The sequence below is a fragment of the Anabaena sp. UHCC 0399 genome (assembly GCF_034931465.1).
Classification (GTDB): domain Bacteria; phylum Cyanobacteriota; class Cyanobacteriia; order Cyanobacteriales; family Nostocaceae; genus Trichormus; species Trichormus minutissimus.
In genome coordinates, this window is the sequence record NZ_JAYGGZ010000050.1 from 20,638 (window position 1) to 38,639 (window position 18,002).

At 39.3% G+C, this 18,002-nt stretch carries 15 protein-coding genes; 7 read left to right on the top strand and 8 right to left on the bottom strand.

Going from position 1 to position 18,002, the window contains the following annotated elements; genetic code table 11:
• Positions 1 to 168 precede the first annotated feature (168 nt).
• The 4 genes from metH (at position 169) to uvrC (ending at position 7,980) form a co-directional block, all read left to right on the top strand.
• The gene (gene metH / locus VB693_RS22755; RefSeq protein WP_323268246.1) at positions 169 to 3,705 is read left to right on the top strand and encodes a methionine synthase; all 3,537 of its coding nucleotides are present in this window, start codon (positions 169 to 171) and stop codon (positions 3,703 to 3,705) included.
• A gap of 102 nt (positions 3,706 to 3,807) precedes the next feature.
• Positions 3,808 to 4,641: an alpha/beta hydrolase gene (locus VB693_RS22760; protein ID WP_323268247.1), complete on the top strand. Its 834-nt coding sequence runs from the start codon at positions 3,808 to 3,810 to the stop codon at positions 4,639 to 4,641.
• A gap of 237 nt (positions 4,642 to 4,878) precedes the next feature.
• Positions 4,879 to 5,823 (top strand): NF038130 family PEP-CTERM protein, encoded by a 945-nt coding sequence (locus VB693_RS22765; RefSeq protein ID WP_323268248.1) that lies wholly within the window; start codon positions 4,879 to 4,881, stop codon positions 5,821 to 5,823.
• A 279-nt stretch (positions 5,824 to 6,102) separates the two neighbouring features.
• Positions 6,103 to 7,980 (top strand): excinuclease ABC subunit UvrC, encoded by a 1,878-nt coding sequence (gene uvrC / locus VB693_RS22770; protein WP_323268249.1) that lies wholly within the window; start codon positions 6,103 to 6,105, stop codon positions 7,978 to 7,980.
• Positions 7,981 to 8,021: 41 nt separating this feature from the next.
• On the opposite strand, the gene VB693_RS22775 is transcribed toward uvrC, so the two are convergent.
• Entirely contained in the window at positions 8,022 to 9,095 is a 1,074-nt protein-coding gene (locus VB693_RS22775) for a DNA cytosine methyltransferase (protein WP_323268250.1), read from the bottom strand.
• A 656-nt stretch (positions 9,096 to 9,751) separates the two neighbouring features.
• On the opposite strand from VB693_RS22775, the gene VB693_RS22780 reads away from it, so the two are divergent.
• Entirely contained in the window at positions 9,752 to 10,843 is a 1,092-nt protein-coding gene (locus VB693_RS22780; RefSeq protein ID WP_323268251.1) for a DNA polymerase beta superfamily protein, read from the top strand.
• Positions 10,844 to 10,873: 30 nt separating this feature from the next.
• Here VB693_RS22780 and VB693_RS22785 read toward each other — a convergent pair whose 3' ends face one another.
• Positions 10,874 to 11,170: a hypothetical protein gene (locus VB693_RS22785; RefSeq protein WP_190702167.1), complete on the bottom strand. Its 297-nt coding sequence runs from the start codon at positions 11,168 to 11,170 to the stop codon at positions 10,874 to 10,876.
• A gap of 151 nt (positions 11,171 to 11,321) precedes the next feature.
• Complete coding sequence (bchI, locus tag VB693_RS22790; RefSeq protein WP_323268252.1) at positions 11,322 to 12,443, bottom strand: magnesium chelatase ATPase subunit I; 1,122 nt, start codon at positions 12,441 to 12,443, stop codon at positions 11,322 to 11,324.
• A 328-nt stretch (positions 12,444 to 12,771) separates the two neighbouring features.
• On the opposite strand from bchI, the gene VB693_RS22795 reads away from it, so the two are divergent.
• Both VB693_RS22795 and VB693_RS22800 read left to right on the top strand, forming a co-directional pair.
• Positions 12,772 to 13,026, top strand: coding sequence for a UPF0175 family protein (locus VB693_RS22795; RefSeq protein WP_323268253.1), 255 nt, complete (start codon positions 12,772 to 12,774; stop codon positions 13,024 to 13,026).
• On the top strand, positions 13,019 to 13,231 hold the full coding sequence (locus VB693_RS22800) for a hypothetical protein (RefSeq protein WP_323268254.1): 213 nt from the start codon (positions 13,019 to 13,021) through the stop codon (positions 13,229 to 13,231). Before VB693_RS22795 ends, VB693_RS22800 begins: the two co-directional genes overlap by 8 nt.
• A gap of 116 nt (positions 13,232 to 13,347) precedes the next feature.
• On the opposite strand, the gene VB693_RS22805 is transcribed toward VB693_RS22800, so the two are convergent.
• The 5 genes from VB693_RS22805 to VB693_RS22825 form a co-directional block, all read right to left on the bottom strand.
• The gene (locus VB693_RS22805; RefSeq protein WP_323268255.1) at positions 13,348 to 14,538 is read right to left on the bottom strand and encodes an FtsW/RodA/SpoVE family cell cycle protein; all 1,191 of its coding nucleotides are present in this window, start codon (positions 14,536 to 14,538) and stop codon (positions 13,348 to 13,350) included.
• Positions 14,539 to 14,720: 182 nt separating this feature from the next.
• Entirely contained in the window at positions 14,721 to 15,710 is a 990-nt protein-coding gene (locus VB693_RS22810; protein WP_323268256.1) for a UDP-N-acetylglucosamine--LPS N-acetylglucosamine transferase, read from the bottom strand.
• A 39-nt stretch (positions 15,711 to 15,749) separates the two neighbouring features.
• Positions 15,750 to 16,364 (bottom strand): FHA domain-containing protein, encoded by a 615-nt coding sequence (locus tag VB693_RS22815; protein WP_323268257.1) that lies wholly within the window; start codon positions 16,362 to 16,364, stop codon positions 15,750 to 15,752.
• 6 nt (positions 16,365 to 16,370) lie between these two features.
• Positions 16,371 to 17,045, bottom strand: coding sequence for a hypothetical protein (locus VB693_RS22820; RefSeq protein ID WP_323268258.1), 675 nt, complete (start codon positions 17,043 to 17,045; stop codon positions 16,371 to 16,373).
• A 5-nt stretch (positions 17,046 to 17,050) separates the two neighbouring features.
• Positions 17,051 to 17,953: a hypothetical protein gene (locus tag VB693_RS22825; RefSeq protein WP_323268259.1), complete on the bottom strand. Its 903-nt coding sequence runs from the start codon at positions 17,951 to 17,953 to the stop codon at positions 17,051 to 17,053.
• Between the last annotated feature and the right edge of the window lie 49 nt (positions 17,954 to 18,002).

An 18,002-nucleotide genomic window follows, 5' to 3' on the forward strand; every position in this document is an offset into this window, starting at 1 on the left:
TTCCCTAAGACAAAAGTATTCCCCACTCGTGATCAGCAAAGCGATCGCTGAGTTTCCTCTTACCTAGTTTACTCAAACTCTCACGAAACTCTCCCAATTGTGGAAAATAATAGATTAAGTGGAGTAACACAAAACTCACTTAGTTTGCTCATTTTCTCTTTTGAAAATATGACCCATCCTTTTCTTAAACACTTGCGTAGTCCAGATAGACCAGTGATCGTCTTCGACGGTGCAATGGGGACTAACCTCCAAACCCAAAACCTCACGGCTGAAGACTTTGGTGGGGCGGAGTATGAAGGCTGTAACGAATACCTAGTCCACACAAAACCGGAAGCCGTTGCTAAGGTTCACCGCGACTTTCTCGCTGTGGGTGCAGATGTCATCGAAACTGATACTTTCGGTGCTACATCGATTGTGTTAGCAGAATATGACTTAGCAGACCAGACTTACTACCTCAACAAAAAAGCCGCCGAATTAGCGAAAAGTGTGGCGGCGGAATTTTCCACCCCAGAGAAACCCAGGTTTGTGGCTGGTTCTATTGGCCCGACAACCAAACTACCAACCTTGGGACACATTGACTTTGATACTTTAAAAACATCTGTTGCGGAACAAGCTGAAGCCTTGTTTGATGGTGGAGTTGATTTATTTATTATCGAAACTTGCCAAGATGTGCTACAAATCAAAGCGGCGTTGAATGGAATAGAAGAAGTCTTTGCCAAAAAAGGGGAACGAATACCCCTGATGGTTTCTGTGACAATGGAAAGCATGGGGACAATGCTGGTAGGTTCAGAAATCAGTGCTGTGCTGACGATTTTAGAACCTTTCCCAATAGATATTCTGGGGCTTAACTGTGCCACTGGGCCAGATTTGATGAAACCACACATCAAATATTTATCTGAACATTCACCATTTGTGGTTTCTTGCGTTCCCAATGCGGGTTTACCGGAAAATGTTGGTGGACAAGCACACTACCGCTTAACACCAATAGAATTACGCATGGCGTTGATGCACTTTGTTGAAGATTTGGGTGTCCAAGTGATTGGGGGTTGCTGTGGGACACGTCCAGAACACATTCAACAATTGGCTCAAATTGCTCAGGAACTAAAACCAAAGGTTAGACAACCAAGTTTAGAACCAGCTGCCGCATCAATTTATTCTACTCAACCCTATGACCAAGATAATTCTTTCTTGATTGTCGGCGAACGTCTTAACGCCAGTGGTTCTAAAAAGTGCCGCGATTTGTTAAATGCGGAAGACTGGGACGGACTGGTATCAATGGCGAGGGCGCAAGTTAAGGAAGGCGCACACATCCTAGATGTCAACGTTGATTATGTAGGAAGGGACGGCGTGCGGGATATGCACGAGTTGGTTTCGCGCATTGTCAATAATGTCACACTACCTTTAATGCTTGACTCCACCGAATGGGAAAAAATGGAGGCGGGTTTAAAGGTGGCTGGAGGTAAGTGTTTGCTGAACTCCACCAACTACGAAGACGGCGAACCGCGCTTTTTAAAGGTGCTGGAAATAGCGAAGAAATACGGTGCAGGTGTCGTCATCGGCACAATTGACGAAGAAGGCATGGCGCGGACAGCCGAGAGGAAATTTCAAATTGCCCAACGTGCTTACCGCCAAGCTGTAGAGTATGGTATACCTCCCACGGAAATATTCTTTGATACTCTAGCTCTACCTATTTCTACGGGGATTGAAGAAGACCGAGAAAACGGCAAGGCTACTATTGAATCGATTCGCCGCATTCGGCAAGAATTGCCGGGATGTCACGTTATTTTAGGGGTATCGAATATATCCTTTGGTTTGAATCCAGCTTCACGAATGGTGCTAAATTCAACATTCTTGCATGAAGCCATGTTAGCAGGCATGGATGCTGCGATCGTTAGTGCCAGCAAGATTTTACCACTATCTAAGATTGAAGCCCGTCATCAAGAAGTTTGTCGTCAGTTAATCTATGATGCGCGCAAATTTGAGGGTAATGTTTGCGTTTACGACCCCTTGGGAGAACTGACTAAATTATTTGAAGGTGTCAAAACCAAACGTAACGCGGGGGTTGATGAAAGCTTACCCATCGAAGAACGGCTCAAACAACATATCATCGACGGTGAACGCATCGGCTTAGAAGCACAGTTGACTAAAGCCTTAGAACAATATCCCCCCTTAGAAATTATCAACACCTTCCTGCTAGATGGGATGAAAGTTGTGGGTGAGTTGTTTGGTTCAGGACAAATGCAACTACCATTTGTATTACAGTCTGCGGAAACCATGAAAGCTGCTGTAGCTTATCTTGAACCATTCATGGAAAAGTCAGAATCAGGGAATAACGCCAAAGGAACTTTTCTCATTGCTACCGTCAAAGGTGACGTTCATGATATCGGTAAAAACCTTGTAGATATCATCTTGTCTAACAACGGTTACAAGGTGATTAATCTGGGAATTAAACAACCAGTAGAAAATATCATCGAAGCTTACAACCAACACAAAGCTGATTGTATTGCTATGAGTGGCTTGTTGGTAAAATCCACCGCCTTTATGAAAGAGAACTTGCAGGTATTCAACGAAAAAGGTATTACTGTACCTGTAATTTTAGGTGGTGCGGCACTAACTCCCAAATTTGTGCATCAAGATTGTCAAAACACCTACAAAGGTAAGGTTGTTTACGGCAAAGATGCTTTCTCTGACTTGCATTTTATGGATAAATTAATGCCAGCAAAGGCAGCTGGTAATTGGGATAACTTACAAGGATTCCTAGATGAAGTAGCGACTGAAGAAGCAAAAATTACTTCTGAACAACCAGAAACTAAAAAGACTTCACTCAGAACTCGGAATTTAGAACTCAGCACTGAAGTAGATACCCAACGTTCCAAAGCTGTAGCAGTAGACATAGAACGTCCCACACCACCGTTCTGGGGAACGCAACTTTTACAACCTAATGATATTCCCATCGAGGAAATATTCTGGCATTTAGACTTACAAGCCTTAATTGCTGGACAGTGGCAATTCCGCAAGCCAAAGGAACAATCTAAGGAAGAATATCAGGCTTTCTTGCATGAGAAAGTGTATCCCATTTTGGAAACGTGGAAGCAGCTAATTATTGCCGAAAATCTGTTGCATCCCCAGGTAATTTACGGGTATTTCCCTTGTCAGTCTGAGGGGAATACTTTGTATATCTATGAAAACAATAGTGAAGATAAGAAGGAAGTAGCTAAGTTTGAGTTTCCCCGTCAAAGGTCATCAAGAAGACTCTGTATTGCAGATTTTTTTGCCCCGAAGGAGTTGGGAATCATTGATGTTTTCCCCATGCAGGCGGTAACTGTTGGCGAAATTGCTACAGAGTACGCCCAAAAATTATTTGCCAATAATCAATACACTGATTATCTGTATTTCCACGGTTTGGCGGTGCAAGTCGCAGAAGCAGTGGCAGAATGGACACACGCTAGAATTCGCCGTGAATTAGGATTGGGTGCATCAGAACCTGATAATATTCGGGATATTTTGGCACAGCGTTATTGTGGTTCACGGTATAGTTTCGGTTATCCGGCTTGTCCAAATATTCAAGACCAATACAAGCAACTGGAATTGTTGCAGACTGACAGAATTGATTTATATATGGATGAAAGTGAGCAACTTTATCCAGAACAGTCTACAACGGCGATTATTACCTATCACCCAGTAGCGAAGTATTTCACTGCTTAAGTTTGCCAATATTTCAGTGTTAGGTCACAGTAAAAATGGGGAAAGCTTTAAATAGCTTTCCCCATTTATTTTGCCTGAAAATATAGATATAGTACAAATTTCATGGATAAATATCGTCTCAAAAAAATTTTAATTGGTGATTTTACCTGGAAAAGATTGTTAAAATCTCTGACTTTTATATATCTATTTTTAACTCTGTATGTTTATTTTCAGGCAGATAGTATGATTTTTTTACCTCAACCATCCAGCTATCAAGATACTAAAGATATATTGAAGCTGAAGAGCGGGGGAAAAACGAAAATTTCAGCAGTGCATTTACTCAACCCTGCGGCTAAATATACGATCCTTTATGCTCACGGTAATGCGGAAGATTTAGGTGATATTCAACAAGTTCTAGAAAAATTACGTAATTTGGGTTTCAATGTCTTGGCTTACGATTATCGCGGTTATGGTACAAGCTCAGGAACATCCACTGAAAACCACGCTTATCAAGATATTGATACTGCTTACAATTATTTGACCCAAGATTTAAAGATACTACCACAGCACATTATTGTTTTTGGTCGTTCAGTTGGAGGTGGGTCGGCAGTAGATTTGGCGGTACGGAAACCAGTTGCAGGTCTAATTATCGAAAGTAGCTTTATATCTGCATTTCGAGTAATAGTCCCATTTCAAATTTTGCCGTTTGATAAGTTTACTAATCTACAAAAAATTAAAAATGTGAAATGTCCAGTATTGATTATGCACGGTAAGGCTGATGAGATTATTCCTTTTACTCATGCAGAAAATTTGTATGCTGCTGCGCCGTCGCCAAAACTGTCTTTATGGGTAGAAGACGCAAATCATAATGATTTTCTCTGGGTAGCTGGGGAAAGATATAACAAGAGTTTGAAAGAGTTTACTAAGTTAGTGTCGGAACATAAAAGCTTAAAGTAATTTCATTAATACAGAAAAATAAATCTTTTAAGTAAAATTACTAGAACAAACCCAAAAATATTTATCATTAATTTATCAATAATACCAGGGAACTTTACCCAATCTGGCTTGGTAATTGCCTAAACTAGTATTGTCTCGCAAGTTACTAAATATAGCTAAATACTGATGGCATTTTCCTGCATCTGTAAAATGGCAAAAGTACAAAAAATTACAGTTAAATAGAGAGATATCTGATCAATGAATAAGACTTTACAAACATTTTTGCTAGGTGCTTCCATCGCTATGGGTGTAGGTGCGATCGCCACTTCTCCAGCACAAGCTGGTAGCTTATCTGGTGCTACCATTGGTGGTACAGCAGCAAATGATTACTTAATCTATGATTCCAATAGTACAAATACTTACGTTGTACCTAATACTAACGCTAATCTACAAAAGGTATTGGATGGTAATGCTGCCAGCCCTACTGGTAACGTAGAGTTAAGAGCTAGCAGTGAAACATCAGGTTTCGATTTCACCAAAAATACTAGTTTATCCGGAACAATCGGCGGTGAAACCCTAACACTCAGCAGTTTAGTTGATTCAGACTGGAATAACAACTATAAAGACACAGGTAAGACCTTTGGTGAATATTGGTTTAATCAGGCTTTAACCGCTAACGGGTTTGGTAGTTTGGTGGGAAATACTATAGGTACAGGGTTTTATAACACCTTTAAAAATAATGGAGGATTCCAAAAGTTTAGTGATCCGAATATTTCTTATGCCAACCAAGATGACACTACTGGTGTAATCAGCATTGGATTGGCAGGACATTTGAATGCAACACCGCTATTACTACCATACTTTACCCAATACGTTAATAGCTTACCAAACAGCCCGACTAAAATGTTCGCTGGTAGTTTAATAACACAGCTAGCAAATACAACAACACAAGCTAGTGAAGTTCTGAAGTACACATATAACGGTCAAACTGATTATCTTTTCAGCTTTATAGCTACCAATTCTGGTTTAACTGAACTAAGTGATGCTAAATCTCATAGTGGTAACTATGAAGTTAGTTTTCAAGGTTTAGTTCCCATCAAGTCATCTACACAATCAGTCCCAGAACCTTCTATTTTGCTTGGTCTTTTAGGTGTAGGTGGCATTTTTACCACACGGCGCAAGTTCAAAAAAGTATCTGGCTGAGTCTAAAATTCTAGAATTAAAGAATAAATAAGATTTATGGGGCTTTTAGCTCCTTTTTTTTACTTATTTTAATCTTATTGATTTAAGATATCAAGAGTAAAGTTGATCAACAAAGAGCAATGGATTTGGGTGCGCGTGGTTATTTAGTTAAACCTATAAATTTGAATCTTTTAACGCTCAAAATTTATTAGATTGTAGATTTTGAATTCTTACACAAAAACCAGTGATTTTTCCTAGAATAAGAATAGGTAAATTTGTAAAATTACCTAAGTTAAGATTGTGACAACATCTGCTGATATCCTATCACTGGTTAAAGACCCGGAACGCCTGGAAGTGCGTCTGGCAGAAATTCCCCCAGAACCGGGGGTTTATTTTATGCGCGACGGCAACGATCGCATTATATATATAGGTAAATCGCGTAAATTGCGATCGCGTGTCCGTTCTTATTTCCGCGAGGGTTACAACAAAACTGAACGTATCGCCACAATGGTGAAGCAGGTGACGGAAATTGAATTTATCGTCACTGATACTGAAGCGGAAGCCTTGGCGTTGGAAGCAAACTTAATCAAGCAGCATCAACCATACTTTAATGTGCTGCTGAAAGATGATAAAAAATATCCCTACGTCTGTATCACTTGGTCAGAAGACTATCCCCGCATTTTCATCACTCGCAAACGTCAACTAGGCAAAGAAAAAGATAAGTATTACGGGCCTTATACTGATTCAGGTCTATTAAGAGGCATACTGCACCTATCTAAGCGGATATTTGCCTTAAGACAACGACCGCAACCACTGTTTAAAGACCGTCCTTGCTTAAATTATGATATTGGTCGCTGTCCAGGTGTGTGTCAAAAGCTGATTTCGCCAGAAGAATATCGCAAAACTGTGCAGAAAGTAGCGATGGTATTTCAAGGACGGACGCAAGAACTGATCGATATTTTGACTGAACAAATGCAAACAGCGGCCGAATCGCTTAACTTTGAGTCAGCTGGGAGAATTCGTGATCAAATAGCCGGCTTAAAGTCTCTGAATGCACAACAGAAGGTTTCCTTACCCGATGATACTATTTCACGGGATGCGATCGCTCTGGCAGCCGACGCACAACACGCCTGTATTCAATTATTTCAGATTCGCGCCGGTCAATTGGTGGGACGTTTAGCTTTTGTGGCTGAATCTCAAGCTGAACCAGGCGCAATTTTACAACGGGTATTAGAGGAACATTACCAAACTGCTGACTCGGTGGAAATTCCCGCAGAGATTTTGGTACAGCATGAATTACCAGATGGGGAAATGTTGGCGGAAGTCTTGACGCAACGCAAGGGAAGAAAAGTCACAATTTTAACTCCCCAGCGTCAAACTAAGGCAGAATTAATTGAGATGGTGGAACGTAATGCCCAATATGAATTGCAACGGATGCAAAAATTAGGCGATCGCAATCACCAAGGGATGCAAGATTTAGCAGCGATTCTCGATTTACCCGACTTACCCCACCGCATCGAAGGTTACGATATCTCCCACATTCAAGGGTCGAATGCTGTCGCCTCCCAAGTGGTGTTCATCGATGGGATACCCGCCAAACAATACTATCGCCACTACAAAATTAAAAATCCCACAGTCACCATAGGACATTCAGATGATTTCGCTAGTTTAGCAGAAGTGATTCAACGACGGTTTCGCAAGTATGCTGAAGATCCACAACTACCAAGAGTAGATAACCTTGATTGGCCTGATTTAGTGATGATAGACGGCGGTAAAGGACAACTATCTTCAGTGGTTGCTGTTTTGCAGGAGATGAATTTATTAGAAGACTTGCGAGTTGTGAGTTTAGCCAAGAAGCGAGAAGAAATTTTTTTACCGGGAGAATCAACACCTTTAGCTACTGATCTTGAACAACCAGGGGTACAACTGTTGCGACGACTGCGAGACGAAGCGCATCGTTTTGCTGTGAGTTTCCATCGTCAGCAACGGAGTGATAAATTAAAGCGATCGCGTTTAGATGAAATTCCCGGTTTGGGACACCATCGTCAAAAGCTGCTATTAGGACATTTTCGTTCTGTTGACTATCTCCGACAAGCCACACCCACACAAATTGCGGAAGTTCCAGGTATTGGAACGAAGTTGGCGCAAACAATCTACGACTATTTTCATCCCTCATGAAAAAGCTGACTTGATATCCACTTGATTAATCAATCATTAATCTACTTAAAAGGAATTTCTAATTGAATAGATTGCTTAACATGACAACTTTGTGTAATATTGATCATGTCACTCATTATCTCTTGATGGTAAAAAACTTGTTTCTTAATTTGATTAGCAAGTTCATACATCACTGGGATAGAAACTGAATTGCCTATTTGCTTATAACACTCTGCTAAATTACTATGGGTTTTGAAACTATCAGGAAAACCCATAATTCTATAACATTCTCTAATGGTTAATTTCCTAACTGCATTTTCTTCTGGTATGTAAATAAAAAATCTCCCTGAAGTCTCTTGAGATGGTATTGTTGGATGCACCCCTTCTATAGAATAGATTCTATTTGGTTGATGATGAACTCTGGACAAATGTTCTGTGTTTGGCCGAATACCTGTTTTCCAAATATTTTTATTACGATATCCTACAAAAATTAAACCTGATTCTTGTTGCTTCGGATTATCTATCATTGTGTATTCTTGAGGATTTAAGTATTCAAATTCTCCTGAAGTACACAAAAATTCTTTTAGATTAGGGAACGGATAAGTTTTTTTGAGCAGTCCAAAATCAAATTTTTTATTTTTCGTAGCAACAAATACTACTCTTTCTCTATTTTGTGGCAAGCCAAAATCCTTAGAGTTAAGTATTTCGTAATTAACTACATAACCTATATCTTCTAAAGAATATAAGATTACTTCTAATGTTCTACCTTTATCGTGATGTAATATATGCTTAACATTTTCGAGAATAACTACAGGCGGATTAATATATTCAATAATTTCGCAAATATGGAAAAATAGAGTACCTCTAGTGTCATAAAACCCTTTTCTTCTGCCGCAAATACTAAAAGGTTGACAAGGAAATCCTGCTGTTAAAACATCAAAGTAAGGTAGATTACATCTGTCAATTTTTCTGATATCATTTGCAGGTATGTCTCCAAAATTATTCAAGTAAACCTGTTGACAAGCCTCGTTAATCTCACAGGAGAATACACAATCATAGTCAGCTTTTTCAAAAGCTAATCTAAAACCTCCAATACCAGCAAATAAATCAGCAAATTTGAGTTTTAATCCCTCCATAAAAATTATTAAAATATTCCCTTAAACGACTGAGTTAAACATTATAACAGAATATAATAACTTTTTAAGATTCTCTGTTTCCATATCTGAGCTATTATTAGAATAATTCAAGATTCTATTTCGTACTTAACTGTAGCTCATTTAAGTTGTGGCGATTGCCAGTCATAAAACCATTTTTCTTCATAGCTTGGCAATTTTCCAACATCACAGAAATTTCCTGATATCGGAGAAATTTTTCTGTTTTGACGGAATAGCTATGAAACCTTTTTGTTTACTCAACTCACATAGTCAAGGTCGAATTATGGAATACTCATAAAAATTCAGGCTCTCCTAGACTAGTTATAACAAATCAATACTTGATAAGTAGCTAAATCCTTACATCCTCAGGGATTCAAGAGGAACAAAGTGAATCTTTATTAAATCTTTGATTCTATTTTAGACAAACCTTGTTATGTCAATTGTTTTAGCCATTTTTTAGTGTTAATTTATCGACCTAAGTATGGGAGAGCCAAAATTTATTGTATACTTTTACACGTCATAAAGGGTGTAAAAGTATACGACATACGTATCTTGCAGAGTATAAAAGTAAGTGGTTTTAAAATTTCCTGGACTATTTTTCTCTAGCTAATAATTTTAAATCGCCATACATCGATCATATGAAAAGAATTGAAATTGAAAAAAGAACTATCTTCATTGGTTTAGCCGGTAGTCACGGCTATGGGTTAAATCGTCCTGAGTCTGATTGGGATTTTCGAGGTGTGTTTATTGCACCTAAAAGATATTATTTGGGGTTTGACCGCATAGAACAAAAAGATGCTGGTTGGGATGAACCCGGTATTTTTCCTTTTATTGATGGTAATAAAGACACCGTTATCTATGAATTAAAGAAAGTCCTTCATTTATTAGCAGGGGCTAATCCTAATGTTTTAGAATTGCTGTGGTTGCCTAACTATCCTGTGTTAACATCTGTTGGACAGCATCTCATTAAGCATAAAAAATTATTCTTGAGCAAAAAAGTTAAACATACTTATTCTGGCTATGCTTTTGCTCAAATCAAAAAGATGGAAACTCATCGTAAGTGGTTATTACATCCGCCGCAAAAGAAACCACTACCATCTGATTTTGGCATAGAAAATGAAGAGCCTTTAATTAAAGATGAATTAAATGCTTTTTTAGAGTATCTTTATATCTTAATTAGGGGCAGAATAGAATTTTTAGAAGAAGCTGAAGAATTATATAAATTACTCACGGCTGATATTGATTTTAAAGGTGTGCTAAAACAGTACGCTTTGCCTGATGAAGTTTTAGATTACACCCAGAAATTAACCAATAGTCGGAAAGATTTTATTCGCTTATTACAAAAAAGTCAAAATTATCAAATAGCTTTAAGAGAATGGAAGGCTTATGTATCATGGCAAGAAAATAGAAATCCGGCTAGGGCGGAAATGGAAAGAAGGTCAGGTTTTGACCTCAAACACGGGATGCACTGCATTAGATTGCTACGCAGTGGGTTAGAAATATTGCAAACAGGAAAAGTGATTGTAGATAGGAGAATAGCAGGTGATGTTGAGGACTTAAAAGCTATTCTCAAAGGTGAATATTCTTATGAACAGGTGATGCAAATGGCAGATGATTTAGTTGCTCAAATGGAATCTGTCTATGCAACATCAACTTTACCGCATCAACCAGATTTAGAGCAAATTAATGATTTGTGTATGGAATTAGTGGAAATGGAAGGGTGGGGTTAACAGTCAACAGTCAACAGTCAACAGTTATCATTAAAGAGTGTTGATTAAGTCGGCAAAACCGTAGAAACTGATGAGGAGTAATAATATTGCGGTGAGTTGGGTGAGTCTGGTTTGAGGTGAAGGCGCGATCGCTTCTCGCACTAATATAGAAATAGCCGCACCTACTACGAAACTTAAGCCCAAGACTAAATAGGGTTCGGCTGGTACAATGATCGCAACGCTTAACATAGCGATCGCTAGCATCAACATTACTAACTCTACAAACCGAGGCGGGTTGTATTGACTAGCTAAAATGAAGCTGTTTAACCAAAATTGACAAAATCTCATAAACAGTTATGAGTGCTGTTAGCGGTAGCGCGGCGTTTAGCCGGTTGTGAGTTGTGAGTGAACAGTAATTACTACAGCTTTTTGTAACTGAGTCAGGAATGTTAAATCAGTTATCACTCACTGTTCACTGTTCACTGTTCACTGAGAATGATTACCGGACACCTGTCTTCATTTGACCTGTACCATTTTTTTGCGTAGTATCATCTGGTAGTTCTACACCAAAGACACGCGCAAAAGCTTTTTCAACTTTGTAGCCGGAATCAATTGATTCTAGGGGGTCTTTCCGCAGACGGTGACGCAGACATAAGGTAATGACGCGGTGAATATCATCAATTGTAACTTCTGTGCGACCTTCAAAAGCTGCTAAGGCTTTGGCGGCTCGGTTAGTAACGATATCACCCCGCAAGCCGTCTACATCTAATTCTGAACAAACTTCAGAAATTTTCACCCTTGAGTCATAGTCAAGTTTGACTTCTGGTAATAGCTTTTGAGCGTTGACGATTTTTTGTTGCAGTGCTTCTTGCTCAGTTTGATGATGCTCTAGAAATACTGGGGGATTTTGGTCAAATTCTGACCTTTGTTCTACGATTTGCACCCGCAAAGCTGGTTCTTTGACGGTGTGAATTTCGGCGTGCATTCCGAAGCGGTCAAGTAGTTGGGGACGTAGTTCACCTTCTTCTGGATTACCAGAACCTACCAAGACAAATCTTGCTGGGTGACGAATAGAAATACCTTCCCGTTCTACGGTGTTCCAGCCACTAGCAGCAGAGTCAAGGAGTACGTCTACTAGGTGGTCATCTAGCAAGTTGACCTCATCCACGTATAGAATACCCCGGTTAGCTTTAGCTAGCAGTCCTGGTTCAAAGGCTTTGACACCTTCAGATAAAGCTTTTTCGATGTCAATAGTACCGCAAACCCGGTCTTCTGTAGCTCCTAGGGGTAAGTCTACCATTTGAACTTTTTTCAGTTCTATAGGAATTTCGACTCCTTGGCCTGTCCTTTGGCGGACTTCATCGCTCATCAGGTCGGGGTCGCTGGGGTCACTATTGAAAGGATCATTGACAACGACGGGGATTTCTGGTAGGAGGTCAGCCAGCGCACGGATAGTTGTGGTTTTACCTGTGCCGCGATCGCCCATAATCATTACACCACCGATTTTGGGATCAATCACGTTCAACAGCAGAGCCAGTTTCATTTCTTCCTGGCCTACAATTGCCGTAAATGGAAATACCACGCGACGCACACTTGCCGTGGATTGAGCAGTTGGAGTCACTAAATTACCTTAACAATATTTTTCTTATTACAGTTCTTTATTGTGCCACAGTTGGGGGTTGGGCGGAGATTAAATCAATTCGCAATACCGCAAGCGGAAGGCTAACGCCAACGCAATTCGCCCCCTTTCACTTTTGGGATGGGCTTCTAGCCCCTCCTGTGCGGTCTGTCTGTCCTACACTACAAGAGAATTTTAATGTAACATTTTAGCTGTGTCAGTCCAATAGAGTGCGTTAACGAAGTAACGCACCGAACCAATCATTAGGTGCTACGACAGATATTGATTCGGTATGAACAATGAGTATTTCCAATAAACTAGTGATAAGCCTATGTCATTACAGCTGAAAATAGACTACCCAGCAACACTTCCTGATGCCTTACAAAAGACACGAGAACAGTTTGAACAAGAAGCGAAATGGGCAATGGCGGTAAAACTCTTTGAAATGAAACGTCTATCTTCAGGTATGGCGGCTGAATTAGTAGGCACTGATAGAGTTTCTTTTTTACTCAATTTACATCATTATGGTGTATCGATGATTGATTTAACAGAAGATGAACTGCTGACTGATTTAGAGAATGCCTAAAACTGAGAAAATAGTTATTAATACTGCTCCCTTAATCAGTATAGTAGCGGCACTTGGTGATTTAGAGGTATTGCGATCGCTGTACGCTCAAGTATTAGTTCCTTTTGAAGTTTGCCAAGAAATAATAGCAGGAGGTACAAGTGGGTTTGCAGTACCAGAATTTGAAACTCGCTATCTGAGAACCAAAGTGCGATCGCCTTGTTGATTATTATATAAAACTCGATCTCCACACATGGTCAATGGTTTTAAGGTACAGGCTATCATACATAGGAAGTGCGATCGCCTCCGGCGGGCGGTTACGCCATCGCGCTGATCTCACTGTTAAAACATCCGCCGGCGTTGACGCTTCTTTTCAAGTTGGGGTCTTCTTAAAGGTACTACCTCGGCTTCGCTACTTTCCCTGGCTACCCGAATTAGCAAGGCTGAACCTATCAAGCTAGCAATCATAGAATTACCACCATAGCTAAACATCGGTAGGGGTAAGCCTGTTGTTGGTAATGCACCTGTTGTCACAGCAATATGGAGCAGTGATTGTCCTACCATGATAGTGGTGATACCAATTGCTACCAATCGGTATATAGGGTTTTTCGCCTTCAGTGCCACAATTAACCCTAGGGTGGCAAATGCAGCTAACATAAGCAACAGTAAAATACTGCCAACAAAGCCAAACTCTTCCGAAAATATAGCAAAAATAAAATCTGTGTCTTGAATTGGTAAATGAAACCGCTTTTGTTGGGACATCCCAAACCCTAAACCCCAAGTTTTGCCAGAACCTACGGCTAAGAGACTCTGTACTAACTGATAGCCATCTCCTGTTGCATCCGCCCACGGATTCAGGAATGACATCACCCGCTTGCGTTGATATTCTTTAATACTGATACTGAGTAACCCTAACGAAAATCCTCCTATTGCTGTTCCTCCTAAATATTTGTAAGGTAAGCCACCTGCTAGAGCAATCATCCAGATAGTCATACCGCAAAGTGAGGCTGTACTTAAGTTAGGCTGGGCGAGGATTCCTAAAATTACTAAGCCAAAAATACCCAGCCAAGTTAAACGCACCCGCCAAGTTAGTCTTTCCCATTGACCGAATAATCGCGCACTTTGCAGGACTAAAAAGGGTTTAATTAATTCTGATGGTTGTATGGGAATCGGCCCAATGGCTATCCAACGGGCTGCATCAAAGGCTTTTTTACCAAATCCTGGAATGAGGGTTACAAAAATTAAGGCTAAAAATATTCCTAGTAACCAATGGGATACGCCGAGAATTTTCTGCAAGGGTTGATTCACAATGATGTTGAATCCAATCAGGGCTGCGAAAACCCAAATAATTTGTCGTTTAAAGTAAAATAAGCCATCGCCTTGACGAACATCAGCTACTACATAGGAGGCTGAAAACAGGATAATCAAGCCGATAAATAGCCAAGTAAATGTTAACCAGCGTAACAACCGCGCTTCTAATGCCCAGCTGGAGACGGAATCATCAAAAATTGGAATTAGGCTGCGTAGATTCACGATGCAGTACAGGTAAAAGTTAGGAATTAGATGATTACCACAGTCATCTTACCCCACCCCTTAATCCCCTTCCCGCAGGCAGGGAGGGGAGACTAAGCGTAGCTTTGGCGGGGTGGGGTTCTTCGGGTTGAATGAGTAATCAAGCAGAAAGAATATTAAAGGTGAGGAATTACACTTATAACTTATAACTCAAAATTCATTATGTGATGCACTGCTGCGATCGCGCCATTGGTGTAACTTGGTATGGATTGACTGTTGTTTACTGTATCTAGGATTTTTTTCACAGTAAAGAGTGCATCTGGTATATTTTGCACCTGGTTAATTTTGCTAGCTCTTTTGAGTTGGCGATCGTACAGTCTTGGTAGTGCTAATGCTACCAAAGGTACACCCACAGATACACATTCGTAAACAGTGTTGTACCCCGCACCACCTACAACTACATCAGCTACGGCTAAACATTCTATCCCTGGATGGTGAGATACCCATAAAGTCTTGAGTTCATCTTCAGGGCAATGAGGCGATAAAATTCTCACAGCAGATTCAGGAAAAGCCTCATGTAGTCGTCGGGTAAGTTGACTAAATAAAGGTAACTCTGAGGCTTGCCCAGCTGCACATACTAGGATAATTTGACGATCATTATCAACTTTGAGAATACGCGATCGCACAATTTTTTGAGCCAGTAATTCCTCCGCATTGCGAATTAACCACGGTGCGGTATGTATAACACGAGGTAAGTCGGACAAAGGTAAATCTGTTCCTTCCCCTGGTACAATCACGGCATCGAAATTATTAGTTACAAATGATCGCAAATCTTTAACTTGCACATAACGAGGGTTGATATCTCGATGAATTAAAATTCGGGGTATAGCCTGTAATTGCGGTAATATATTAGCCAACTCACCCCCCAACCCTCTGGGAAAGGTATCAACAATTAAGCAATCATATTCAGTATTTAATAAAATTTCTCGTACTTGCAGACAAGTTGCAGCAAAATCAGCACTATCAGGAATCCAATGTAATAAGCACCCTTCATCACTGATCTGTTTTGCATAAGGACTATTTGTCATAATCTTCACTTTTCTTTGGTTAGCTGCAATTCTCCCCAAAGACAAAGCACGAGTTATATGTCCCCAACCGCCACCAAGGGCGTAAATTAACCAAGTTTTAGTCAATATTCAATACTTCAAATACTCTTGTTGTCGGATTTTGAATTAACTTGCTCCCATATTGCTTTCAAAATCACTATCTCGTTCGCTTTCTAAACTCATAGCGTCAGCTTCTGTAAAGTCTACGTTACCAGTTTCCGGGTCATAGGAATAGCGATCGCGGTTAGAGTAATAGTCACTACCCCAAGAGCTAGACCGATAGTTTCCATAATTAGAGTAATAGGCGTAGTCTTCTTCGTAAGATTGGTTACAGTAAGCACAATCAATGGTGTCAGTACGTCCACAGCGACGTTTGAATAGGAAGCCGATCATGCGATCGCACACTGCGCCAGTTGTAGCTATAAAATTGATCATAATTTCACAGTTGCCGATTTGGATGCGATCGCCATCTGTGAGGCTACCCGTTGTTAACGGTAAACCATTAATTTGCATCCCATTGCTGGTATTCTGGTCAATAATAACTAATTCTTGATTTTGCCAATTAATCAAGGCATGATAACCTGCAACTAGATCATCTTGAATTGTGGCTCTAGAAACTCTTTGCTCATCAACTTCTTGTGGCATGGCTGCAAATTCTTTACCAATTGCCACTGGTATCTGTAATAATGGTTCGCGGCGATCGCCTGTATTGGGATCTACCCAAGTTAATTTAATTTGCAAAGCCTATCAACCTCCTGTTAAATTCACAGCATAAGCTAAAGCCGCTTGTTGTTCACGGGTGAGTGCATCTAATCCAAAGCAAGTAAATGCTAAGGGAGATATATTTGATTTAGTTGAAAAAACTGTATTTCCAGAGGTATTTCTTAATGATATTTTGCCCTCTTTAATTCTTACTTGATAAACTAATTTTTGATCTGGCGTGGAAATGTCTAATCCAGTTTTATTGGTTTTAATTTGATAAATTTTTTTCTTGTTAACATCCTCTAATTGATAATTGCTATCACTGTTGCGTTTAAGAATATATACAGATTGCTTTTCTGGGTTCTCTATTGTCCAGTACCCATGAGATGTTAATACATATCCCAAAACTTTATCCTGAATATTTTTAATTTTAATTTTCCCAGCTTCATCTGTTTTGATTCTGGCTATTTCTTGTTCATTAGCATTAACTAATTTTGCACCATCTGGAAGTTGTTTGAGAGAAAATAAATCTGAACCTCCTTCAGTTTTAAACTTGATTTTATCTGTGCGATCATTAATTTTAAGTACAGTTGTTTCTGTCGGTTGATTATTTGTGCTAAGTGCGCTATGTGTTGCTTGATTAGCTTGATTACTACTACAACTAAAAATAGATGTTAGTAACAAACCAGAAATTAAAAAATTTAAGAATATTTTTTGCATATCTTTTATTTAGAAAGTGTTTTAGCTAAATTAAGTACCTGATAAATGCTCAAAAACATTGATGCAATTGTTTGATAAACTTTATCTTGACTTTCTGCAAACTGTGGTTCAATTCTGACCCCAAGATACATAACTTTATCTGTAACTCTTAGTCTTTTTAAAGTTGATGATGGGGGTAGCTTTACTGCATTAATCACATCATTTTTCAAAATTTTAACTGCCCCATACCGACGCAAAGGATAGGTTAAACTTAAACTTGCTTCTAAACCAATAGACTTAGTTTTTGATTTATACTTACTCTTGCCACTACTACCACGTTTCCAGCCATATTGTTTTTTCAATAGCTCAGTAGTAGTTAATAAAAATTGACTATTATCTAAAAAACTTCCTTGGATTTTCAACCATTCATTTTGGTAAATATCTATTTTCCATCCCGATTTGTATGGGTGTGGTATCGTACCTGTTTTATTCTCCTTAATTTCGCCTTTATTAAAATCTAACTTTATAGAAATTAAAGCTGTTTCATTCACGTCCCTAGCCAGCATTTCTAAAATTTTTTTACTTACATCATATCGATTATTACTAATATTTAACTTTTTGAATTTAAACATCATAACCAAGGCATAAATCCAGCCGCCCATTAACCCAACACAGCCCAAAAGTAGCAAAATAATAACTACACTAAGGAATCCTATTCCTGGACTTAATGTAGATAACATTATCATCAATATACTGAAACTTAATACCCCTAAAAAATAATAAAGTGCTTTTTTGCCATATTTATTTTGTTTCAATTCTGCGAGTTGATCAAGTGCTGCCAAATCATCTAAATCAGTTTTAATAACACTAATTGGTGCTGTTTCTTGATAAATTAGCTGCTTACGAAATTTTTGTAATTCAATAGGCATATTATCTAAATTCCCTCAACTCAATTTTTTAGCTATGTTTTTGGCTTTT